This window comes from uncultured Tateyamaria sp., from assembly GCF_947503465.1.
Lineage (GTDB): Bacteria > Pseudomonadota > Alphaproteobacteria > Rhodobacterales > Rhodobacteraceae > Tateyamaria.
In genome coordinates this window covers 2,139,899-2,162,473 of record NZ_CANNDN010000001.1, presented here as the reverse complement: position 1 = coordinate 2,162,473, position 22,575 = coordinate 2,139,899, and the positions used below count along the sequence as shown (strand labels likewise).

The window sequence follows — 22,575 nt, the reverse complement described above, 5'->3', positions numbered from 1 at the left end:
TTAATGCCTGTTAAAGATGGGCGACGATGTCCACGGCTCCGGCTGCTGGGTGTATGGCAGATACAGTGGATGTTTCGGGTGGCCGGCCTTGGACAAGCCAAGGTGGAACAGCGGTCTGTTCGCGTTGTGAAGAAGCGTTGCCACGTCGGCGCCGCGGTCCAGGTGCGCCCCATGCGTCCCCCACGCCGCGATCACGTCCTGCGCCCATTGCGCCCGCTCTGCAATGGCGTCGTCATTTGCGGGGCCGATGGGATCGGCCGCGGCCCGCATCGCCTTTGGGTCGGTATCGCGCCAGGCAAAGATATTGGTCACTGCAAAGCTGCCATATCCCAGCGCCCGGGCCCGCCTTTCACAGCGCTCTACCGTCGGGTCGTTTTGCACTTCGGTTGCCGTCGAAGGGTTCAGCATCACAAAGTTCACACGCCGCCCCGTCTCGTCCCAGATGCGCGTCAGGCTGTACCGATAGCTTTCGCACTCTGAATATACAGCGGTCGAGGGCGCGTCGCCCTTGGTGTGTGTTCGAACGATCATGGGGCGGTTCTGCCAGCCGCAGACCGCCCCATCAATGTGTTTATGCAAGCGCCTTTATTCGGCGGGGATGGCCATCGGTTCGCGGCGCAGGTCCAGCACGGCGCCCTTGGCTTCCATGATGGCGGCGGCAACCACGGCGTAGACGATGTGGCCCCACAGCGCGACCCAGGTGATTCCGGTCCAGCCCAGGAACGGTTTGTTGCCGGTGACGAGGTGCGCCATGACATAGAGGGCAAAGACCCACAGCGCGATGCCGTAAGCGATGGCCGTCATCGACCAGTGCAGGCGCGGCATCACGGCCAGCTGAATGGGGCGCGCGATTGCAAAGTAACCCACGGCGTAGAAGATCAGGCCCGTCAAAGCGTGCAACAGGTGTGCCGCGCCGGAGGGGTTTGCGCCGAAGATGGCCTTTAGCGATGCGCCGGCCAGGCCGACGGGTGCCAGTTTTGCGTAGCCAAGGAGCGGGCTGAGCGCCTGCCCGAAAGCGTCGAATGCGATGGTGGCGAATGCCCCTGCGGTCAGGACGGTGCCAACGGTGCGGAGTGTTACGTTTGTCATGTCATGTTTCCCATAAATGGACGTCGTGTCTGCTGTTGATGGGATAGATGTGGACCGTTCAGTTCCTTTTGGAAAGGCGCCTCACGCATCGCTTATCGAAAGCTTGCGAACTGTAACAAATGAGAGGGCGGAACCGGCCCGGATCGTGATGCGGGTCCGTGAATGGGGGCGGAATGTTACAGGTTGAACACACGCGCCGGGTGCAATTCGCCTGCCTTGTACCGGCCAACGGCGATTGGCACGCCGTCCAGGGATGCCCAACACTCGGTCCCGTATTCAATGTCCGACGCAAGGACCATGCCCGGGTTGCCGTTGCGCAGGCGCGCGGCCCCTTCCGGCGTCGCGCGCAGTTCGGGCAGGTCGGCCAGTCCTTCGGCGGTCGGGCGCAGGTGGTCATCCAGGTCGGGCGTCTGCGCCATTTCTTCGATCTGCTCAAAGGTCAGGCCGTCTTCGGCGTCGAAGGGGCCGGACCAGATCCGTCGCAGGTACCGCACATGGCCGTAGCAGCCCAGTGCCTGGCCCAGATCGCGGGCAATGGACCGCACATAGCCGCCTTTGCCGCACACCATCTCAAGCTCTGCGTGGTCTGTGTCGGGCCGGTCGGTCAGCACCAGTTCCTCGACCCAAAGCGGGCGGGCGGCGAGTTCAATGTCTTCGCCATCGCGGGCCAGTTTGTAGGCGCGTTGCCCGTCGACCTTGACGGCTGAAAATTTGGGCGGGACCTGCATGATGTCGCCGATGAACTGTCCCAGTGCATCCTTGATCTGGTCATCCGTGGGCCGGATATCCGATGTCGCGACCACCTCGCCCTCGGCATCGTCGGTATTGGTGGCCTGGCCCCATCGCACCGTGAAGCGGTAGGCCTTGAGCGCATCGGTGATGTAGGGGACTGTCTTGGTTGCCTCGCCCAGGGCGACGGCCAACACGCCGGTTGCCTCGGGATCGAGGGTGCCTGCGTGCCCGGCCTTTTTGGCCTGCAGCGCCCAACGCACCTTGTTCACCACGGCGGTTGAGGTCAGGCCTGCGGGCTTGTCCACCACCAACCACCCGGAAATGTCGCGCCCTTTGCGTGAACGGCCCATGTCGCCCCCGTTTGTCGAATAAGGGCTGCCGCCTATCCCAGCGTTGCGGCTGTTGTCAATCAGGCGACACCAAGGATCGCGCCGCCCGGGCGGGACCGCCGATCCCGGGCATATCCGTGTCCAGCAGTCCGACGGCGCGGCATGCAATCACTGCGCCCCACGCGCCCAGCGTGTTTGCAAGTATTGCGGCCCAAAGAACACCACTGAAGCCGAAGATCAGGACACCCGCCCAGGCAAAGGGGATATAGATCAGCGTAATCCGCGCAGCACTCAGTCCCATTGACCACAGCGCGCGATCCCGTGCGTTCATCGCGGCGTTCGCGGTAATCAGAATGCCATATCCAAAGAAGGACAACCCGACGAAGCGGAGGTATTGCGCGCCGTAGGTGGCCGCCTCCTTGTTGTCGGCCACCAGTGCGGCAATCGGCTGGGCAAACAGCAGCAGGACCGCGCTCAGACCCGCGCCATAGGCGAGACAGGTCAGGATTGTCAGGCGTACGGCCTTCTGCGCGCGCTGCCGGTCTTCGGCGCCCCAGGCCTGCCCCACCACAGGGCCAATGCCCGCCGACAGGGCCAGCATGGGCACAAACAACAGCGATTGAACGCGTGTTGCGGCGCCAAACCCCGCGACGGCTGCATCGCCGACAATCGCAACGGCTGCGGTCACAGCGGCCATGCCGCCCGGATTGATCGCATTGGAAAGCGAAGCGGGGGCCGCGACCCGCCCAATCTTGCGGATCGACGCCAGCAGGCCCTTGAGCGGGTTCACATCGAAACACAGTTCGGATGTCCACCAGGCGTAGATAAGGATACCGAAAAACCCAAGGGCGCGCGCGAGGAAGGTCGCGAGCCCGGCACCCGCGACACCAAGTTCAGGCACCGGTCCCCAACCAAAGATCAGAAGCGGGGTCAGGGCGATGTTCAGGGTTGCCTGGCCGAACATGGTGATCGCCGCAATTTCGGAACGCCCTGCCGCACGAAAGACCGAATTCAGAAGCTGTGCCATGACCAGAAGCGGAAAACTGAGGCACCACCAAGGGATATAGGCCATGACAGCATCAAGCACCTGTCCCGACGCGCCCATGAGGCCAAAGAGCCAAGGAGCCGCCAGGTAAAAGGCAAGCGTGGCGACCGATGCAAGCCCAAGCCCCATCAGCATCGCGTGCATGGTGGTGCGCTGTTTTTCCTCGTCTTCTCCCCGCCCGAGGGCCTGGCTGACAACGGTGCTGGTTCCGGCACTCAACCCGATGGACAGTGAGGTCAGGGTCATGGTGACCGGATAGATGAAGCCGACGGCCGTCAGCGCAAAATCCCCGTATCGTGCCAGAAAGAAAGCGTCGGCGAGCCCGACCATAAGCACTCCGAAAATGCCGATACTCATCGGGGCAGACACGCGAAAGAGTGCCCAGCCTATGGGGTGATCATTCAGATTTGCAGATGTTGGCATCGAGCGTCCCACGTGGTCGCAGGATCGCCCTGCACAGCGGGCTAACGCGCGGCGGGCGCAACCGTTCCGATAATGGGCCCAAGGGCAAAGCCAAAGTCATCCCTGTTCACCTGCGGCGCATAAAGGCGCGAGATGTTGCCATCGAAGAACAGCGCGTTGGGCAGGCCCAACCCGTCTTTGAACAGGCTGCCGAATTCGTGGAAGGTGACAGCGTTGTTCGAAATGACAAATACGGCCTTGCGCCCATCGGCGCTGGTCCCGACACCGTTGCGGACAAAGCGGGACGTGCTGTCGGGCAGAAACCGGGGATGCAGTTGCCCGTCGATGACCAACATCGGCCCGGATTGCGTCGCAAATTTGCAGTCGGGTGACCGGTCCACAAAATCGAGCGTTTCGAACACGTCGGCCCGGCCCGGGCGCAGGCACAGGATGCCATTGGGCAACAGCCCGAAATTGCCGGGACCGGGATTTGCGATCACGCGCATGATCTCTTTCCCGTTTTCCACATAATGCCCGACGGGCGCGCGGTCTTCGTGATACATGCCGGCGTTCATGGCAAAGGTCAGGGCCTTGCCTTCGGCCGTCAGCGCCTGATCCACGGCGCTGAATTGCCCATAAGGCGCGCCGTCGGTGTCATAAAGGAAGAGGCGCAGCTCGTCTCTTGCGGGATCGACGGTGCAGGCGGTATAGCGGTTGCCCTCGTACCGGATGGTGTCGCAGGTGACGGCCCAGACCGGCAAGGTCCAGACCAGCAGCACCAGCGCCGCTGCTGCTCGCATCATGCCTTGGTGTCCCGCCGCACGGCGTCCTGGTTCAGCATGCGCCGTGTGTCGTCCATCCGGTCAAACGTCTCGTCCAGCTGAAACCGCAGGTCGGGCGCGAACTTGAGCGCCAGCTTCTTGGACACCGCACGTCGCAATTCGCCCTTGTTGCGGGCCAACAGCTTGAGGACATCCTCTTGCCCCTGCCCGCCCAGCGGCAAAACATAGGCCGTCGCGATCCTGAGGTCGGGAGATGTGCGCACCTCGCCCACGGTGATGGACATGCGGTTCAGATCGGGGTCATGCACGTCGCCGCGCGCCAGCACCTCGGACAGGGTGCGGCGGATCAGTTCGCCAACGCGCAACTGCCGTTGCGAGGGGCCGGGGCCATCGTGAAACTTGTTCTTTGCCATTTGTCCCATCTAAGTCAGGCGCTGACCTTTGCCAAGCGGCGGCGGGCAGGCTAGGGAAGCGGGAAACCGCCAAAAGGGATGAGGGACATGTCAGATTTGCCGGGGATCGTGATTGCAGGTGCATCGGGCCGGATGGGTCAGATGCTGATCCGGTCGGTTCTGGACAGCGACAGGATGCGTCTGGTCGGTGCGCTTGAGCGACCCGGGCACGATTGGATCGGGCAGGACGTGGGCGAAGCCATGGGGGGCAAGGCCGTCGGCGCCCGTGTCTTTGACGATGCGCTGGAACCGATGGCGCAGGCGCAGGCCGTGATCGATTTCACCGCACCCGAGGCAACACTCGCCTTGTCGAAGATCGCGGCACAGGCGCGCGCGGCGCATATCATAGGCACAACCGGCATGAGCGATGAACAGATCGCCCAATTGGAACCGGCCGCGCGCCATTGCGCCATCGTGCGGGCAGGCAACATGAGCCTGGGGGTGAACCTTTTGACCCAGCTGGTCAGACAGGTCGCTGCCGCGCTGGACGAGGATTTTGATATCGAGGTGATCGAGGGGCACCATCACCACAAGGTGGATGCACCGTCAGGCACCGCCCTGATGCTGGGTGAGGCCGCAGCCGAAGGGCGCGGCGTTGATCTGGACAAGGTGCGCGATGCAGCCCGGGACGGCATAACCGGTGCCCGCAAGCGCGGCGATATCGGTTTTTCGGTCATTCGGGGCGGCGATATCGTGGGCGAGCACGAGGTCCTGTTTGCCGGGGCGGGCGAACGCATTGTCCTCAAGCACATGGCGACCGACAGGGCGCTTTTTGCAAAGGGCGCGTTGCGGGCCGCCCTCTGGGCCCAGGACAAGGCCCCCGGGCAGTATGACATGCTGGATGTATTGGGAATGCGTGGATAAACGCCGCCCGCGCACCATGTTTTCACCGTCAGAGTGAACCAATTTCCGTGATCAAGCGTACATGTTGGCGAAGGATGCCATCGCGTGAAGGTAATTGTGATATGCGTGTGATAAAGCTTGCGGCTGTGGCCGCTGTTGCAGCCGGGCCCGCCCTGGCCGACCTCGTGAAGGTCGACAATCAGCAGAAATTCGTGCAACTGGTGAACGGCAAGACGCTGACCCGCCCGTTTGTGAAGCTGAATGTGAGGCCAGATGGTCAGATCGAGGGCCGTGGCGCGCGCTGGGACGTCGAAGGCACGTGGTCCTGGCAAAACGGGTACTTCTGCCGCGATCTGTTCTGGGGCGGTGACCCGCTGGGCTATAACTGTCAGGAAGTTCAGGCCAGTGACGATGGTCGGATCAAGTTTACATCCGACCGTGGTGCCGGGGACAGCGCGATGTTCCGCTTGCGGTAACGATCAGAAATCGATCGCAATCCCCTTTTTCTCCCAATCCCCGTAGCGGACCGGTTCCGGTCCGTCACGTCCGCCCAGTTCGGTCGGCAAGTCCAGCTTCTTGGCAGCCTTGCGCCGGTCCTCGGCCTCGGCCAGGGCGCGCACTGCAGCGGGCGGCAGATCGGTGGGCTGGTCGTCTGACATGGTGGGTTCCTCTTGGGTCATGCCCTTGATATACGCCCGACCTTCGCCCCGGCAAGCGGGTGCGACAGCAATAACCGGGGACGGACATGAGCGATACGGGACTGCCCGCGCGGCGCAGCGCGATCTACCTGCTGGATCAGATCCTTGGCGAGGGCAAGTTGATGCCCGAGCTGATCGGGGCGGGCGCATTGGATCGACTGGAACCTGCCGATCGTGCCCGGGCACAGCGTCTGGCCACCGAGACCCTGCGCGGCATGGAGCGGGCGGACCGTATCCTGCAAAAGCACCTGCAGAAGTACCCGCCGCTCACCGTTCGCAATGCGCTGCGCGTCGGAACGATCGAGCTGTGCGCAGGTGAGGCGGCGCATGGCGTCGTGAACTCGATGGTCAACATTGTGTCGCGCCATAAACGCTATGGGCATCTCAAGGGGCTGACGAATGCCGTGCTGCGCAAGGTGGCGGACAAAGGTGCGGAGCAGTGGCCCACGCTGCGCATTCCGCGCTTGCCCAAATGGTTGCGTGGCCCGCTTGTCGATGCATGGGGCGGCGAAGCGGTCCTTGAAATGGAAAAAGCGCACTTTGAGGGCGCTGCGCTGGATCTGAGCGTGAAAGCCGCGCCCGAAGAAGTCGCCGCTGCCGTTGACGGCCATGTGCTGCCGACGGGGTCGGTGCGTGTGGCCGCTTCGGTTCAGGTGTCTGGGCTTCCGGGCTTTACCGAAGGGAGATGGTGGGTGCAGGATGCCGCCGCCGCCATTCCTGCCCGTGTCCTGGACGCCCAGCCGGGCGAAACGGTTCTGGACCTCTGTGCCGCACCCGGCGGCAAGACCCTGCAACTGGCCGCTGCGGGGGCAACTGTGACAGCCGTCGACATTTCCGAAGGACGGATGGAACGGGTCAAGCAGAACCTGGTCCGCACCAGATTGAACGCCGACACGCGGGTCGAGGATGCCTTTGACGTGACGGGTCAGTTCGATGCGATCCTTCTTGATGCACCCTGTTCCGCCACGGGCACGATCCGTCGCCACCCGGATTTGCCCTTTGCCAAGGACGGGTCCGAATTTGGCGCATTGATCGACATGCAGGCGCGTATGCTGGATCACGCGGTCACCCTGCTGAAACCGGGTGGGCGCATGGTGTTCTGCACCTGTTCGCTGTTGCCGGACGAGGGCGAAGTGCAGGTCGAAGACGCACTTGCACGACATCCGAATCTGTCGGTTGATCGCGCGGCCCTGAACCGCCCTGGCGTCGATCCGGTTTGGGTCACGGAAGAAGGCGGATTGCGCCTGCGCCCGGATCACTGGCCAGACCGTGGCGGGATGGACGGCTTCTATGTGGCGTGCCTGCGCAAAAGCGGCTGAGACTGCGTGACTCGCGCGTGCGCAGCCGCTATTGTGCAACGCAAAGCGCCGTAGACGCGTCGAGGCAGAGAGCATGTCCACCCTGACCGGGTTCACCGCACGAAAAGCACGGTTCCTGAACCGTTGGCACGCGCGTCGTGCAACCAGCGCCAAGGCCGCGACGGCCTTTGTGTCATCGCCGGAACCTCGAACCATCGGCAGTTTCGCGAAGGGTCGGCAATTGGTGGCAGGCAACTATCTGTTTGCCGGTGCCCTGATCGAAGCAAGGGACATGCCGATCTGGGATGTCACGGCGCCGGATGCTTCATATCTGAATGAAATTCACGGCTTTGCCTGGCTGGACGATCTGGCCGCTGTGGGCGATCTGTCGACCCGGGAACTGGGGCAAACCTGGCTTTGGGGATGGATTGACCGCTATGGCCGGGGCAGTGGGCCGGGATGGACGCCGGACCTGACCGGGCGGCGGTTGATCCGATGGATCAACCATGCCCTGTTTCTGCTGCGCGGTCTGGATGCACCTGCGCCGGATGCCTTTTTCCAAAGCCTCGCACAGCAGACCCGGTTCCTGTCCAAGCGTTGGCATGCGGCAGCCCCCGGGCTGCCGCGGTTCGAGGCGTTGACTGGCCTGATCTATGCCGGCTCTGCGCTGGAAGGGATGGAGGACCTGTCGCCGCCGGCGGTGGCGGCATTGGCGCGCGAATGCGACGAGCAGATCAATGACCAGGGCGGTCTGCCCACCCGCAATCCCGAAGAATTGCTGGACGTCTTTACCTTGCTGACATGGGCTGCGGCGGCATTGGAAGATGCGGACAAAGCGGTGCCGGACGCGCACAGCGACGCAATTGCGCGCATTGCACCCACGTTGCGCACCCTGCGCCACTCCGATGGGGGCCTTGCCCGGTTTCACGGCGGTGGCCGTGGTCAGGAAGGGTGGCTGGATCACGCGCTGGCCGCATGCGAGGTCAAGACCCGGCAGGCGGACGGGCTGTCGATGGGATATGCGCGCCTGAGTTCCGGGCGGACAAGTGTGATCATTGATGCCTCAACGCCGCCGAAACCCGAGGCCGGGCACAATGCCCACGCCTCTACCCTCGCGTTCGAAGTCACGTCGGGGCGTCGCCCCTTGATCGTGAATTGCGGATCGGGGGCAAGTTTCGGAGCGGATTGGCGCCGGGCGGGGCGCGCCACACCGTCGCATTCGGCCCTGTCGCTTGATGGGTATTCCAGCGCGCGGCTGGGTGATGCGGACCGGGCCACCGCCCGCGAAACGCTGATTGATGCCCCGACCCATGTACCGATCGAGATCAACCACGCGCCGGACGGGCTGCGATTTCAGGGCGGGCACAACGGCTATGTTCGGACCCACGGGCTGACCCATGCGCGGCAGTTGGAATTGACATTCGATGGGCGTGGCATGGCGGGCGAAGACATGCTGCTGGCAATGGAAGATGGTGAAAAACGGTTATTCGACAAGGTGATGGATGCCAAGATGCTGTCGGGCATTCCCTTCGACATCCGGTTTCATCTGCATCCGGAGGTGAATGCCGAACTGGACATGGGCGGCTCTGCGGTGTCCATCGCCCTCAAGAGCGGAGAGCTTTGGGTGTTTCGCCATGACGGCACGCAGAACCTGACTTTGCAACCCAGCGTGTACCTGGAAAAGGGACGGTTGAAGCCGCGCGCGACGCAGCAGATTGTCCTGTCGGGCCGTGCCATGACCTATGCCACCCGCGTGCGCTGGTCCTTGTCGAAGGCGCAGGAAACTGCCATGGGCATCCGCGACCTGAACCGGGATGATCCCGCCGAGGTATACGACTAAAGGAATGCTGCCCACATGACCGACCTCTACCCAGTTCGCCGCGCTTTGATTTCTGTGTCTGACAAAACCGGATTGGTCGATTTTGCCACGGCACTTGCGGGTCACGGGGTTGAATTGCTGAGCACGGGCGGCACGGCGCGTGCGCTGCGCGAGGCCGGGCTTGCGGTCAAGGACGTAAGCGAGGTGACCAGCTTTCCCGAGATGATGGATGGCCGGGTCAAGACATTGCACCCCGTGGTGCATGGCGGGCTGCTGGCGCTGCGCGACAACGATGAACATGTCGCAGCCATGGACGAACATGGCATCGGTGCCATCGACCTGGTTGTGGTCAATCTGTACCCGTTCGAAGAAACCGTCGCCAAAGGCGCTGATTATGCCGAGGTGATCGAGAACATCGATATCGGCGGCCCGGCCATGATCCGGTCGGCGGCCAAGAACCATGGCTTTGTCAACATCGTGGTGGATGTCGATGATTACGACGTGGTGCTGGCCGAGATGGCCGCGCAGGACGGGCAGACGACCTATCAACTGCGGCAACGTCTGGCGCAAACCGCCTATGCCCGTACCGCGGCCTATGACACTGCCGTCAGCACATGGATGGCCGACCAGGTGGGGCAAACGCCGCGCCGCCGCACCTTTGGCGGGCAATTGGCGCAGACGCTGCGCTATGGCGAGAACCCGCATCAGACGGCGGCGTTCTATACCGATGGCGCGGCCCGTCCGGGTGTCGCGACCGCGACCCAGCATCAGGGCAAGGCGTTGTCCTACAACAACATCAACGACACCGATGCGGCGTTTGAACTGGTGAGCGAGTTCGCGGGCCAGGGCCCCGCCTGCGCCATCATCAAACATGCCAACCCTTGCGGCGTGGCAACCGGTGCTACACTGAAAGACGCATATGTCCGCGCGTTCGATTGCGACCGCACCTCAGCGTTCGGGGGCATCATCGCGCTGAACCAGGAGCTGGACGCGGACACAGCGCGGGAGATCACCGGCATCTTCACCGAAGTTGTGATTGCGCCGGGCGCAACGGACGAAGCACGCAACGTGTTTTCCGCCAAAAAGAACCTGCGTCTGCTGACGACGGACGGGCTGGCCGATGCCGCCGCTGCGGCGCTGGCCATCAAGCAGGTATCGGGCGGGTTCCTGGTGCAGGACAAGGATGTGGGCCGGATCAGCCGCGACGATCTGCGGGTCGTCACCAAACGCCAGCCGTCCGAACAGGAATTGAACGACATGCTTTTTGCCTGGACGGTGGCCAAGCACGTCAAATCCAATGCCATCATATACGTCAAAGACGGCGCGACAGTCGGCGTCGGGGCGGGCCAGATGAGCCGCGTGGACAGCACCCGCATCGCGGCGCGCAAAGCACAGGACATGGCAGAGGCAATGGGCCTGCTTGCGCCGTTGACCCAAGGGTCAGTTGTGGCGTCCGACGCGTTCTTCCCCTTCGCAGATGGTCTGATCACAGCAGCCGAGGCCGGCGCCACAGCGCTGATCCAACCCGGCGGGTCGATGCGCGATGACGAGGTGATCGCAGCAGCGGACGCGGCAGGGCTCGCCATGGTCTTTACGGGCATGCGGCATTTCCGGCATTAGGGCGCGATGAAACTTCTCTGGATCTCTGCGGCCATCGCCTTCGTGCTCGACCAAGCGTCGAAATATGTGGTGATTCACGTGATGGGCGTGTCGCAATTCAATCCGATCAATGTGTTCCCACCGCTTTTGAACTTTCGGTATGGTGAAAATCGGGGCATCAATTTTGGCCTGTTTGGCGACGGTGCCAGCGTTTGGGCGTTGATTGCCGTTGCGCTGGTCATCTGCGCGGGTGTGCTGTGGTGGGTGTGGAAGCACCCGCAGGGCCGCCTTGCCTGCGCCAGCGCAGGCTTGCTGATCGGCGGGGCGCTCGCCAATGTGCTGGATCGGGTGCTCTATGGCTTTGTCCTTGATTTCCTGAACATGTCCTGCTGCGGCATCGCCAATCCATTTGTCTTCAACGTGGCGGACATCTTTATCTTTGCCGGGGCCATTGGTCTTGTGTTCTTTGGTCAAGAGGGTGCGAGCCGGAAAAAGGGCGCGTGACAAGGGCGGCCAAGCTGCGATAATGCAGCCCGAACAAGGGAGAGTTCCGATGCGACTGATCGCATGTGCCATGATTGCCGTAACCCTGCTTGCCGCGTGCGAGAACCAGGGCCTGCGCCAGATCACGTCGCGCGGCGATGGGCCGGACGAGTTTATCGTCGTGCCCGCGCGCCCCCTGGAACAACCGGAAAGCTTCTCGGCACTGCCGCAACCCACGCCGGGTGGGTTCAATCGGACGGACCAACGACCGCTCGAGGACAGCGTCGGCGCGCTTGGTGGACAACGCTCGTCCCCCAACGCCCCGATCCCCGGGTCGGACGGGGCCCTGGTGAACCACGCCAGCCGTTTCGGGCGCGACGCCAACATTCGGGCCACGCTGGCCGCCGCCGACGCAGAGTTCCGTCGCCGTCAGTCGCGTTTGACGCAAATCCGTATCGTGCGCGAAGACATCTACAATCAGGCCTATCGCCGTCAGTCACTGGACCCCGTCCAGACGGCGCGCCAGTTCCAGCGTGCGGGCGTTCCGACGCCTTTGGCACCGCCACGCGTGGTGCGTCGCGGTCGTCGCTAAGCGTCACATCGCTCACAAACCCGCCAACACTGCTTGATCCGGGCCCCCGGGGCCGTATGTCTTGCACAACATGGACTGTCCGAGGTTACTGCCGATGTTTCGATTGCGCGCCGCACTTGCCGGTCTTGCCCTAAGCGTTTCACCCCTTGCCCTGCACGCAGCGGACGAAGAGGCGGTTACCACCTTCACGCTCGATAACGGCATGCAGGTGGTTGTCGTCGAAGACCACCGCGCGCCCGTGCTGCAGCATATGGTCTGGTACAAGGCGGGATCCGCAGACGAACCTGCGGGTGCCAGCGGTGTCGCGCATTTCCTGGAACACCTGATGTTCAAAGCGACCGATACATTGGCCGAGGGCGAGTTTTCCTCGGTGGTGTCTGCAAACGGTGGGCGCGACAATGCCTTCACCAGCTTTGATTACACCGCCTATTTCCAGCGTGTCGCGGCGGATCGCCTGGAACTCATGATGCGCATGGAAGCGGACCGGATGCGCAATATCCGGTTCACCGAAGACAATGTGCGCACCGAACGGGGTGTCATCCTGGAAGAACGCAACCAGCGCACTGACAGCAATCCGCGCGCGTTGTTGTCCGAACAGATGAACGCGGCCCAGTTTCTCAACCACCGCTACGGCATTCCGATCATCGGGTGGCGGCACGAGATGGAAGAGTTGAGCATGGAGGACCTGCGGAGCTTCTACGACGCCTATTATCACCCCAACAACGCCATCCTGGTCGTGTCCGGCGATGTGACACCCGACGAGGTGCGGACGCTGGCGGAAACCTACTATGGTGTCATACCGGCCAAGCCTGATCTGGAAGCGCGGGTGCGCGTCGAGGAACCGCCCCAGAATGCAGAGCGGCGCCTGATTTTCCGGGATGCGCGGGTGGCGCAGGAATATGTCAGCCGATCCTACATCGCACCGGAACGCGATCCGGGCGATCAGGCAGATGCGGCGGCTCTGACGCTGCTGGCCGAAGTGCTGGGGGGTGGTCAGACCAGTTACCTGACAGAAAAGCTGCAATTCGAGCAGCAAAAGGCGGTGTTCACGGGTGCGTTCTATCGCGGGACGTCCTTGGATGACGCCACCTTTGACGTGGTGATCGTGCCGGTGCCTGGCGTCAGTCTGGAAGAGGCCGAAGAGGCCGTGGATGTGACCCTGGCCCAGTTCCTTGAAGACGGCGTTGATCCCGAACAGTTGGAACGGATCAAGTATCAGTTGCGCGCCAGCCAGATCTATCAACGTGACAATGTGGACGGCATTGCCCGTCGCTATGGCGCGGCGCTGTCCGTTGGCCTGACCGTCGAAGACGTGCAGGCCTGGCCGGACATCCTGCAGGCCGTGACCGAAGAAGATATTATGGAGGCAGCCCGCATGGTTCTGAATCGCAACGCATCGGTGACCGGCTGGCTGACCCGTCCGCTGGCCGAGGAGGTGAACTGATGATCCGTTTCCTTGCTGTCCTGACCGTTGTCCTGTTTGCCAGCCTGCCTGCGCGGGCCGAGGTTAACATCACCGAAGTCACGAGCCCGGGCGGCATCACGGCCTGGCTGGTGCAGGAACCGTCGATCCCGTTCCTGGCGCTCGAGCTGCGGTTCCGCGGCGGTGCGTCCTTGGATGATCCGAAAAAACGCGGGGCCATCAATCTGATGTCCGGCTTGCTCGAGGAAGGGGCCGCCGATCTGGATGCGCGCGCCTTTGCCCGCGCGCAGGAGGCGTTGGCCGCGTCCTTCGGCTATGACGTTGGCGACGATGCGCTGTCCGTGTCGGCCCGTTTTCTGACCGAGAACCGCGACGCGGCAGTGGAGTTGCTGCGCAAGTCCATCATTGAACCAACCTTCGCGCAGGATGCGTTGGACCGCGTGCGGGGGCAGGTGCTGATCGGTTTGCGGTCGGATGCGACCGACCCGGACGAGATTGCGCGCGCCGCGTTCGACAAGATGGCTTATGGCGACCACCCCTACGGTTCAAATCATCGCGGAACGATTGAAAGCGTCACGGCGCTGACCCGCGAGGACATCGTCAACGCCCATGCCGCCGTGTTTGCCAAGGACCGGCTGTATGTCGGTGTGGCGGGTGACATCACACCGGAAGAACTCGGGCCCCTGCTGGACACCTTGTTGGGGGGTTTGCCCGATGCTGGTGCGCCGCAACCGGGCCCGGCGGACATCCTGATCGAAGGCGGCACTACGGTTGTCCCGTTTGACACGCCGCAATCGGTGGCGATCTTCGGTCAGGCGGGGATCGAGCAGGACGACCCCGACTTTTTTGCGGCCCGCCTGCTGAACCAGGTCATTGGCGCAGGCGGTTTCGAGAGCCGTCTGACCACCGAGGTAAGGGTGAAGCGCGGGTTGACCTATGGGGTCTATTCATTCCTCGTGCCACAGGATCTTGCCGCGACATATCAGGGGCAAGTGGCTTCGGCCAATGATCGTGTGGCAGAAGCTGTGTCTGTGATCCGGGATGAGTGGGAACGTGCTGCAGCCGAAGGTGTCACCCAGGAAGAACTGGATGCCGCGAAGCTCTTTGTGACGGGCGCTTACCCCCTGCGGTTCGATGGCAATGCGCCCATCGCGCGGATCATGGTTGGCATGCAGATGCTGGGCCTGCCCATCGACTACATCGCCACCCGCAACGAAAAGGTCGAAGCGGTGACCCTTGAGGATGTCAAGCGCGTGGCGGGTGAATTGCTGGACCCTGATGGTTTGCATTTTGTGGTCGTCGGTCAGCCGGACGGCCTGGATACGACTGTCGCAAATTGAGTGCTGGCGCACACGCGACTTATCCTTGTTGACGAGGGGGCTGTCTGCCCCCTCGCGCTCCCCCAAAAGTATTTGCAGCCAGAAGAAGGGCTATTCGCCGTAGGGCACCCAGATGGTTTTGACTTCGGTTGCGGCGTGCAGGAATGCCTTGCCTTCGCCTTCGGTGCCCATCCAGTCGCGCGCGATGCCATGGTTGACCCAGGTGCGTTTCAGGTTGCCTGCCGCGGCATATTCGATGGTGGCTGACAGGTCGGAGCCGGAGAAGGACCAGACTGCGTCCACATTGAGGTGTTTGGCCATGTGAGGGGCCAGGTCAGTGTGGTCGCCCGTCAGGATGTTCACGACACCTGCAGGCACGTCCGACGTTTCCAGAATCTGGTAGAAATCCGTTGCGGCCAATGGAAAGGGCTGCGAGGCCGCCAGCACCACGCGGTTGCCCATGGCAATGGCCGGGGCCATGCAAGACACAAGACCGAGAAGCGGCACCTCGTCCGGGCAAAGCGCCGCGATGATCCCGGTGGGTTCGTTCATGGCAAGCGCGACGCCGCGCAGGGGCACACCTTTGGCGGCGCCGTCCAGCTTGTCGGCCCACGCGGCATAGGTGAACAGGCGCCGGATCGTCGCTTCGACCTCTTTTTCACCGGACCGGCCACCTTGTAGTGCGTTCAGGCGCGCGGCGACCTCGTCCGCGCGCGCGGCAAGGTTTTCAGCGATGTAATACAGGATTTGCGCGCGCAGATGACCCGTTGTCTTGGCCCAGCCTTTGGCCGATGCGGCGGCTTCGACGGCATTGCGCACGTCCTTGCGGTTGGCAAGGCTGGCCTGGCCCAGAAGCGCGCCGTTCTTGCCGTAGACGTTCCGTGAATAGCCGCCGTCCGGGCGGGCCTGTTTGCCGCCGATATAGAGTTTGGCCGTGCGATCCAGCGGATCGGTCGGCGTGTCGTCGCCCGTGTGGGCGGCAATGGACTTGGCGGGTTTCGTGGCGCCTTTGGACTTAGTGTAGGCGCGCAGCCCTTCCCATCCGCCCTCGCGTCCGAACCCGCTTTCGCGTACACCGCCGAACCCGGCGGCCGCATCGAACAGGTTCGTGGCATTCACCCAAACGACACCGGCAGCCAGCTTGGGCGCGACATCAAGGGCAAGGTTCACGTTTTCCGTCCACAGCGTTGCGGCCAGGCCGTACCGCGTATTGTTGGCCAGTTCGACTGCTTCGGATGGGGTGCGGAAAGTGGTCGAGACGAGGACGGGACCAAAGATCTCTTCCTGCATCAGCGGGTCGGCCGTGTGCAATCCTGTGATCAGGGTGGGGGGATAGTAGCAGCTCTGCGCGGGCAGGGCGGTTTGGGTCTGGTAGACTTCGCCAGCTGTGTTGTCGCTGACCATTTTCGTGATTGTGTCCAGCTGGACCGGGTCCACGACCGCGCCCACATCAATGGATTTGTCCAGTGGGTCCCCGATGCGCAGCTTGTCCATGCGGGCGCGCAGTTTGGCGTAGAATGCGTCGGCCACCGGTTCGTGGACGAGCAGGCGTGATCCGGCGCAACAGACCTGTCCCTGATTGAACCAGATGGCGTCGACCAGTCCTTCGACGGCTGAATCGAGGTCCGCGTCGTCAAAGACGATGTAGGGGGACTTGCCGCCCAGTTCGAGTGTGAGCGCCTTGCCCGTGCCTGCTGTCGCTTCTCGGATGCGGCGACCCACCGCGGTGGAGCCTGTGAAGGCGATCTTGTCGACGTCCGCATTGACAATCATCTCGCCCACGGCCCCGTCCCCGGTGACGATGTTGACCACACCCTTGGGCACGCCCGCCTGACGGCAAATGTCGGCAAAAAGCAGCGCCGTCAAAGATGTGTATTCCGCCGGTTTCAGCACCACCGTGTTGCCCATCGCAATCGCTGGCGCGATTTTCCAGGCCAGCATCAACAGCGGAAAATTCCACGGGATGATCTGACCGCATACGCCAAGCGCTTCGCGGTCGGGCAGTTCGGCCTCCATCAACTGGGCCATGCCCGCGTGGTAGTAGAAGTGCCTTTGGGCAAGGGGGATGTCGATGTCGCGGCTTTCGCGGATGGGTTTGCCGTTATCGAGGGTTTCGAGCACGGCAAAGAGGCGGTTGTGTTTCTGCAGGAGCCGGGCAATGGCATAGAGCACGCGGGCGCGGGCGTGGCCGCCGGACTTGGCCCATTTGGGCTGGGCGGCGCGGGCCGCTTTGACCGCGGCATCGACGTCTGCCTGCGTGGCCTGGGACAGGGTGGCAAGCACTTCGCCCGTGGCGGGGTTCCTGCTGTCGAAGCCGTCTGCATGATCGGTGAATTGGCCGTTGATGAAATGGCCGAAGCGCGCGCCCTGGTCGACGATCCATGCCAGCGCATCGCCCGCCGCTTCGGGGGCGGGGCCGTAGTCCATGGTTTCGAAAATCTCCTTGACGGTCATTGGCTTTGCCCTTTTGTTAACCGTATTTTAATGTTTTCGATCAGGTGGTTACCCATGGGTAACCTCACCCGATCGCATGGCGGTGTCCCGCCGAATAGGCGCCGGTCAGGTGGTGTTCCAACTGCCGCTCGATGTCGCCCAAAAGCGATGAGGCACCAAAGCGGAACAGGTCCGGTTGCAGCCACCGGTTGCCCAGTTCTTCCTTGATCAGTGACAGGTAGACAAGGGCATCCTTCGCCTTGGATATACCGCCTGCGGGCTTGTAGCCGACACGGTAGCCGGTGTGGTCGAAGTAGTCGCGGATGGCCCGGATCATCACAAGCGTTACGGGCAGGGTCGCGTTCACGCTTTCCTTGCCGGTTGACGTCTTGATGAAATCCGCACCCGCCATCATGCAGATCAGAGATGCGCGTGCGACGTTGCGCAGGCTGCCCAGTTCACCGGTTGCAAGGATCGCTTTGACGTGGGCATCGCCACAGGCTTCGCGCATCTCTGCCATTTCGTCATACAGCGCTTGCCAGTTGCCCTCGAGCACGTGGCGGCGCGAAATGACGATATCAATTTCTTCGGCCCCGGCGGCCACGCTTTCGCGGATTTCCTGGATGCGCAGGTGGAACGGGGACAGGCCGGCTGGAAACCCGGTCGAGACCGCTGCGACAGGTATGCCGGACCCTTCCAGGGCTTTGACTGCGGCCGGGATCATCTCGTGGTAGACGCAGACTGCTCCGGTTGTCAGGCCGGGCATGCCTAACGCGTCCAGCATCTCGGCCCGCACGGGTTGCCGTGCCTTTGCACACAACCGGTGCACGCGGCGTTCCGTGTCGTCGCCCGACAGGGTTGTCAGGTCGATACAACTGATGGCTTTCAGCAACCAAGCTGCCTGATGATCCTTCTTGATGGATCGGCGACCGGGTAAAGTGGCGCACCGCCGCTCGATTGCGGACGTGTTGGCCTGGACGCGCGCGACCCAATCGAGGTCCAGTTTGGTGCCCGGATTGCGCGGCTCTGTTACCTGCGGCAGTTGGGTTTGCGTCGATGTGGCGGCTGTGGTCGTGGTTTGCATGTTCGTGATCCTACCGGATTGCGACAGAGTCCCGAACTGGCATGATGCTCCGGCTTTGGCAACCATTGCCGCCGGGTCGTCCTGCGCGCGTGATGCGGCCCGGGGCCGTTTGCAGGTGCCGAAACGACCAGATTTTCATCACTGTTTGCCTGTTTGATACCGAATCCACGCAAATGTTATTGCGAGTCATTCTCATTCCATTGACTTCTTGCGAATGGTTCTCATATTCAATTGCATGACACCTAACACATCAATCCGACTTTCCCGCCGGGCGTTGCTTGCTGGGCTGGGTGCGCTGGCGGCATCGCCGTCCTTTGCGGCCCGCGCACGCCTGAACATTGTCGCAACGACAGGTATGATTACCGATCTGGTGCGGTCCGTCGGCGGTGACCAGGTCGCCGTTGCAGGCCTGATGGGCGCAGGGGTTGATCCGCATGCATACCGCCAGACCCGCAGCGATATTGTCGCCATGACCCGTGCCGATGCCGTGATGTGGCACGGTCTGTACCTCGAAGCACAGATGGAGGATTTCCTTCTTGATCTGGCCCGCAAACGTCCCGTGCTTGCCGTGGCGGACACGCTTGATCCGGCCAGGCTGGTTGCGCACGAGGATTATGATGGCCGTTTTGACCCGCATGTGTGGATGGCCCCGGACCTCTGGATTGACTGCGTGCCCGCGGTCGTGGACGCGTTGACCAACTTGCGGCCCGAGGCGCATGACGTATTTGCGACCAATGGATCAACTTTTGTCGCGGAGGCCAAAGCGCTGTCCGCCTACGCCCAGGATGTGCTGGCCGGGGTCCCGGCGGAACGGCGTATCTTGCTGACGGCGCATGATGCTTTCGGCTATTTCGGCACAGCCTATGGGTTCGACGTGATGGGCATCCAGGGAATTTCGACCGAAAGCGAAGCAGGCCTGAACCGTATCGGCACGCTTGTCGATTTTCTGGTCGAACGTCAGTTGCCTGCAGTGTTTGTGGAAACCTCGGTCTCTGATCGCAACATCCGTGCGTTGATCGAAGGTGCGGCTGCGCAAGGTCACCAGGTGCGCATCGGCGGATCGCTGTTCAGCGACGCGATGGGGCCCGACGGGACCTATGAGGGCACGTGGTTGGGCATGATCGATCACAACGTCACGACCATTGCCCGCGCCTTGGGTGCAGATACACCCGTGGGTGGGCGTCTGGGCAGATTGAAAGCGGCAGCATGACCATATCACTCGTTTCATCTCGGGACACGGATCAAGCCACACGGGCGGCCAGCCCAATGGCCGTGCGCGGCATGACAGTGTCCTATGGGCAAACGCCCGCCATCTTCTCTGTTGATTTGACCCTGCGCCAGGGCACCATGACCGCGATTGTCGGACCAAACGGGGCAGGCAAGTCCACGCTGCTCAAGGCCGCGCTTGGCGTCATCACGCCGCTGGCCGGATCAGTCACGGTGTTTGGTCAGACCATGGCGCGGATGCGGGACCAGATTGCATATGTGCCGCAGCGTGCCAGTGTAGACTGGGATTTTCCGGTGCGTGTCATCGACGTGGTCATGATGGGGATGTACCGCAAGCTTGGCCTGTTGGGCCGCGTGCGGGGCCGGCACAAGGCGTTGGCACAGGACTGTCTGACCCGTGTCGGGATGGCGGATTTCGCGCAGCGTCAAATCGGGCAACTCTCGGGTGGGCAGCAGCAGCGTGTGTTTCTTGCCCGTGCGCTGGCACAACAGGCGGATATCTACGTTTTGGACGAACCCTTTGCCGGTGTGGATGCGGCCACCGAAAAGGCGATCATAGCCGTGCTTCAGGGCCTTCGAAGCGAGGGAAAGACGGTTTTGGCTGTGCACCATGATCTTTCTACCGTGCCTGAGTATTTTGATGACGTGGTTCTGTTGAACACGCAGGTTGTTGCCGCTGGACCGGTTGCGGACGTGTTCACCGAGGAGAACCTGCAAGCCGCCTATGGTGGTCGTCTGGCAACCGCGCGTGTCGATCCGGAAAGCGTGGCGGGCTAGGCCGTGCTGGCCGATGCGCTGCTGTTGCAGCTGGGGTATAACGCAACCCTTGTGACCCTTGGCGCGGCCCTGCTGGGCATTGCTGCCGGCGTGGCCGGGACCTTCCTGTTCTTGCGCAAGCGGGCGTTGGTGAGTGACGCGATTTCCCATGCCACCTTGCCAGGTATCGGCCTTGCCTTTGTCGTCATGGTCGCACTGGGCGGTGAGGGTCGGTCGCTTGTCGGGTTGCTGTTGGGCGCGGGCGGGTCGGCGGCCCTTGGCCTGCTTTGTGTCCAGTGGCTGAGCCAACGAACGCGCCTGGGCGAAGACGCAGCGATTGGTGCAGTTCTGTCTGTATTCTTTGGCTTTGGGATTGTTGTGCTGACAGTGATTCAGGCGATGAATGCGGGCCGCCAGGCGGGGTTGGAAGGTTTCTTGCTGGGCTCGACCGCCGGGATGCTGCGTAGCGACGCAATTCTGCTGGCCGTCTCTGCGGCGTTGGTGCTGGTGCTGGTGCTGATCCTGCGGCGCCCCCTGGGCCTGGCAGCGTTTGATCCAGGCTATGCCGAGGCGACGGGGTGGTCGCTGCCGCGGATCGATCTGGCGATGATGGGGATCGTTCTGGTGGTCACCGTGGTGGGCCTAAAGGTCGTGGGGCTCATCCTGATCGTCGCGTTGCTGATCGTGCCTGCGGTGACGGCGCGGTTCTGGACGGAACGGGCCGACCATGTGGTGGTTATCGCGGGCGGTGTCGGCGGTGTTTCCGGATATGTCGGTGCGGCGGTATCCGCTGTGGCACCTGCCCTTCCGACAGGACCGATTGTTGTGCTGGTGGGCTTTGCCATCTTTCTGGTTTCGCTGCTCTTTTCCCCGCGCCGAGGGGTGCTGGCATCGGTGCTGGTGCATCTTCGGTACCAGCGCCGCGTGCACGTTCGGCAGGGCCTGTTGGCGCTTGCCAACGGTCAGCCGATCTACGAGGCCCTAACGCGGCGCTTGCTGGCGCGTTCGGGACTGATCCTGCCCGATGGCGTACCCACGGCAGAGGGGCAGGCGGCCGCGTCGAAGGCGCTGTTGGACGAGACGCGCTGGGCGATTGTGCGGGGGGATCAGGCCTATGCTTTGGCCGCCATGCGCTATGACGGCCTGACGCCGATCGAGGACGTTCTGACGCCCGATCAACTGTCGGAAATTGATGGGAAAATTGCAGCTCCGCAGGTGGTTGCGTGATGACCGCCGAATTCGTCTCCCTGTCATTGCCGCCCATCGTCATTGGCGTGCTGGTTGCCGTCGCATGCGCGCTGCCGGGGAATTTCTTGCTGCTGCGGGGGCAAGCGTTGATTGGGGATGCAATCAGCCATGTGGTGTTGCCGGGGATCGTTGTCGCCTTCCTGCTGACGGGGCTGGTGGCGACGGGCCCGATGCTGCTGGGGGCCGCGGGGGCTGCGGTGCTTGCAGTGGTCGCGATTGAGGCCGTGCGACGCCTGGGCAGGATCGAGGCCGGGGCCGCGATGGGGGTGATCTTCACCGCGATGTTTGCAGGCGGTGTGCTGCTCTTGGAGCAGTCGGACACCTCGTCGGTTCATCTGGATGTGGAACATGCGCTTTACGGAAATCTGGAGAGCCTGATCTGGTTGGACGCGACAGGCTGGGCGTCGTTGCTGGACCCCGTCTCGCTGTCGGGACTGCCGGTCGAACTGCCGAGGATGGCGCTTGCGCTGGTGGTCATCGTATTGTTTTTAGGGCTTTTCTGGCGCCCACTGGCCCTGTCCACCTTTGACGAGGGGTTTGCCCGTGGCGTGGGTATTCGCACCGGGCCCTTGGGTCTTGCATTGGTGATCATGTCCGCGATCGCAGCGGTTGCGGCCTTTGACGCGGTGGGGTCCATCATTGTGATTGCGATGTTCATCTGCCCCCCGGCTGCGGCGCGGATGATGACGAACCGGCTGGGCCATCAGGTGGCGTGGTCGGTTGTGTTCGCGGCGCTGGCGGCGGTGTCGGGATATGTGCTGGCGGGCTATGGACCATTGTGGATCGGGGCGTCGGCCTCTGTCAGCGCGGCGGGGATGATCGCGACCGTTTCGGGCGTCATCCTGGGTGTTGCGGCACTGGCGGGACCGCACCGTACGCGCAACGGTTAACCAACCAAGAGGACGCGACGTCGCCTGACCGC

22 protein-coding genes are annotated in these 22,575 nt (G+C 62.8%); 13 read left to right on the top strand and 9 right to left on the bottom strand.

Translation table 11 applies throughout. The annotated features are described in order from the left end of the window. From Q0844_RS10760 to rbfA, 6 genes are all read right to left on the bottom strand, one after another. Complete coding sequence (locus Q0844_RS10760; RefSeq protein ID WP_299044626.1) at nt 1-531, bottom strand: DUF1643 domain-containing protein; 531 nt, start codon at nt 529-531, stop codon at nt 1-3. 54 nt (nt 532-585) lie between these two features. Further along, complete coding sequence (locus Q0844_RS10755; protein ID WP_299044625.1) at nt 586-1,089, bottom strand: hypothetical protein; 504 nt, start codon at nt 1,087-1,089, stop codon at nt 586-588. Nucleotides 1,090-1,265: 176 nt separating this feature from the next. Continuing rightward, the gene (truB, locus tag Q0844_RS10750; RefSeq protein ID WP_299044623.1) at nt 1,266-2,171 is read right to left on the bottom strand and encodes a tRNA pseudouridine(55) synthase TruB; all 906 of its coding nucleotides are present in this window, start codon (nt 2,169-2,171) and stop codon (nt 1,266-1,268) included. Nucleotides 2,172-2,226: 55 nt separating this feature from the next. Continuing rightward, nucleotides 2,227-3,618 (bottom strand): MATE family efflux transporter, encoded by a 1,392-nt coding sequence (locus tag Q0844_RS10745; protein WP_299044621.1) that lies wholly within the window; start codon nt 3,616-3,618, stop codon nt 2,227-2,229. A 41-nt stretch (nt 3,619-3,659) separates the two neighbouring features. Then, nucleotides 3,660-4,400: a phosphodiester glycosidase family protein gene (locus Q0844_RS10740; protein WP_299044619.1), complete on the bottom strand. Its 741-nt coding sequence runs from the start codon at nt 4,398-4,400 to the stop codon at nt 3,660-3,662. After that, nucleotides 4,397-4,792 carry a 30S ribosome-binding factor RbfA gene (gene rbfA / locus Q0844_RS10735; RefSeq protein ID WP_299044618.1) on the bottom strand — a complete coding sequence of 132 codons (396 nt, stop codon included), beginning with the start codon at nt 4,790-4,792 and terminating at the stop codon, nt 4,397-4,399. Before rbfA ends, Q0844_RS10740 begins: the two co-directional genes overlap by 4 nt. Before the next feature lie 87 nt (nt 4,793-4,879). Between rbfA and dapB the strand changes: the two genes are divergently transcribed. Continuing rightward, entirely contained in the window at nt 4,880-5,695 is an 816-nt protein-coding gene (gene dapB / locus Q0844_RS10730; protein WP_299044617.1) for a 4-hydroxy-tetrahydrodipicolinate reductase, read from the top strand. Nucleotides 5,696-5,796: 101 nt separating this feature from the next. Continuing rightward, on the top strand, nt 5,797-6,150 hold the full coding sequence (locus Q0844_RS10725) for a dihydrodipicolinate reductase (RefSeq protein WP_299044615.1): 354 nt from the start codon (nt 5,797-5,799) through the stop codon (nt 6,148-6,150). Nucleotides 6,151-6,153: 3 nt separating this feature from the next. On the opposite strand, the gene Q0844_RS10720 is transcribed toward Q0844_RS10725, so the two are convergent. Continuing rightward, nucleotides 6,154-6,333, bottom strand: a complete 180-nt coding sequence (locus Q0844_RS10720; RefSeq protein ID WP_299044613.1) for a DUF1674 domain-containing protein — start codon at nt 6,331-6,333, stop codon at nt 6,154-6,156. A gap of 86 nt (nt 6,334-6,419) precedes the next feature. Between Q0844_RS10720 and Q0844_RS10715 the strand changes: the two genes are divergently transcribed. The 7 genes from Q0844_RS10715 (at nt 6,420) to Q0844_RS10685 (ending at nt 14,926) form a co-directional block, all read left to right on the top strand. Next, nucleotides 6,420-7,691 carry an RsmB/NOP family class I SAM-dependent RNA methyltransferase gene (locus Q0844_RS10715; RefSeq protein ID WP_299044611.1) on the top strand — a complete coding sequence of 424 codons (1,272 nt, stop codon included), beginning with the start codon at nt 6,420-6,422 and terminating at the stop codon, nt 7,689-7,691. A gap of 73 nt (nt 7,692-7,764) precedes the next feature. After that, complete coding sequence (locus tag Q0844_RS10710) at nt 7,765-9,510, top strand: heparinase II/III family protein (protein ID WP_299044610.1); 1,746 nt, start codon at nt 7,765-7,767, stop codon at nt 9,508-9,510. Between the two features lie 15 nt (nt 9,511-9,525). Next, entirely contained in the window at nt 9,526-11,109 is a 1,584-nt protein-coding gene (gene purH / locus Q0844_RS10705) for a bifunctional phosphoribosylaminoimidazolecarboxamide formyltransferase/IMP cyclohydrolase (protein ID WP_299044608.1), read from the top strand. Nucleotides 11,110-11,115: 6 nt separating this feature from the next. Beyond that, nucleotides 11,116-11,592 carry a signal peptidase II gene (gene lspA, locus Q0844_RS10700; RefSeq protein ID WP_299044606.1) on the top strand — a complete coding sequence of 159 codons (477 nt, stop codon included), beginning with the start codon at nt 11,116-11,118 and terminating at the stop codon, nt 11,590-11,592. A gap of 49 nt (nt 11,593-11,641) precedes the next feature. Next, complete coding sequence (locus Q0844_RS10695; protein WP_299044604.1) at nt 11,642-12,163, top strand: DUF3035 domain-containing protein; 522 nt, start codon at nt 11,642-11,644, stop codon at nt 12,161-12,163. Nucleotides 12,164-12,257: 94 nt separating this feature from the next. Then, a complete protein-coding gene (locus tag Q0844_RS10690) occupies nt 12,258-13,607 on the top strand; it encodes a pitrilysin family protein (protein WP_299044602.1) in 1,350 nt (449 codons plus the stop codon). After that, nucleotides 13,607-14,926 carry a pitrilysin family protein gene (locus Q0844_RS10685; protein ID WP_299044601.1) on the top strand — a complete coding sequence of 440 codons (1,320 nt, stop codon included), beginning with the start codon at nt 13,607-13,609 and terminating at the stop codon, nt 14,924-14,926. The genes Q0844_RS10690 and Q0844_RS10685 overlap by 1 nt, the downstream gene beginning before the upstream one ends. 90 nt (nt 14,927-15,016) lie before the next feature. Here the strand turns inward: Q0844_RS10685 and Q0844_RS10680 are convergent, their stop codons facing one another. Together Q0844_RS10680 and deoC are read right to left on the bottom strand one after the other, a co-directional pair. Further along, the gene (locus Q0844_RS10680) at nt 15,017-17,359 is read right to left on the bottom strand and encodes an aldehyde dehydrogenase family protein (protein ID WP_299044599.1); all 2,343 of its coding nucleotides are present in this window, start codon (nt 17,357-17,359) and stop codon (nt 15,017-15,019) included. Between the two features lie 64 nt (nt 17,360-17,423). After that, nucleotides 17,424-18,422, bottom strand: a complete 999-nt coding sequence (gene deoC, locus Q0844_RS10675) for a deoxyribose-phosphate aldolase (protein WP_299044598.1) — start codon at nt 18,420-18,422, stop codon at nt 17,424-17,426. A 235-nt stretch (nt 18,423-18,657) separates the two neighbouring features. Between deoC and Q0844_RS10670 the strand changes: the two genes are divergently transcribed. From Q0844_RS10670 to Q0844_RS10655, 4 genes are read left to right on the top strand one after another with little or no spacing between them, the layout of a single operon-like run. Further along, nucleotides 18,658-19,632 (top strand): zinc ABC transporter substrate-binding protein, encoded by a 975-nt coding sequence (locus Q0844_RS10670; protein ID WP_299044596.1) that lies wholly within the window; start codon nt 18,658-18,660, stop codon nt 19,630-19,632. Then, nucleotides 19,629-20,426 carry a metal ABC transporter ATP-binding protein gene (locus Q0844_RS10665; protein WP_299044594.1) on the top strand — a complete coding sequence of 266 codons (798 nt, stop codon included), beginning with the start codon at nt 19,629-19,631 and terminating at the stop codon, nt 20,424-20,426. The genes Q0844_RS10670 and Q0844_RS10665 overlap by 4 nt, the downstream gene beginning before the upstream one ends. Nucleotides 20,427-20,429: 3 nt before the next feature. After that, nucleotides 20,430-21,632 (top strand): metal ABC transporter permease, encoded by a 1,203-nt coding sequence (locus Q0844_RS10660; RefSeq protein WP_299044592.1) that lies wholly within the window; start codon nt 20,430-20,432, stop codon nt 21,630-21,632. Beyond that, a complete protein-coding gene (locus Q0844_RS10655) occupies nt 21,629-22,543 on the top strand; it encodes a metal ABC transporter permease (protein ID WP_299044591.1) in 915 nt (304 codons plus the stop codon). The genes Q0844_RS10660 and Q0844_RS10655 overlap by 4 nt, the downstream gene beginning before the upstream one ends. The last annotated feature ends 32 nt before the right edge of the window (nt 22,544-22,575 follow it).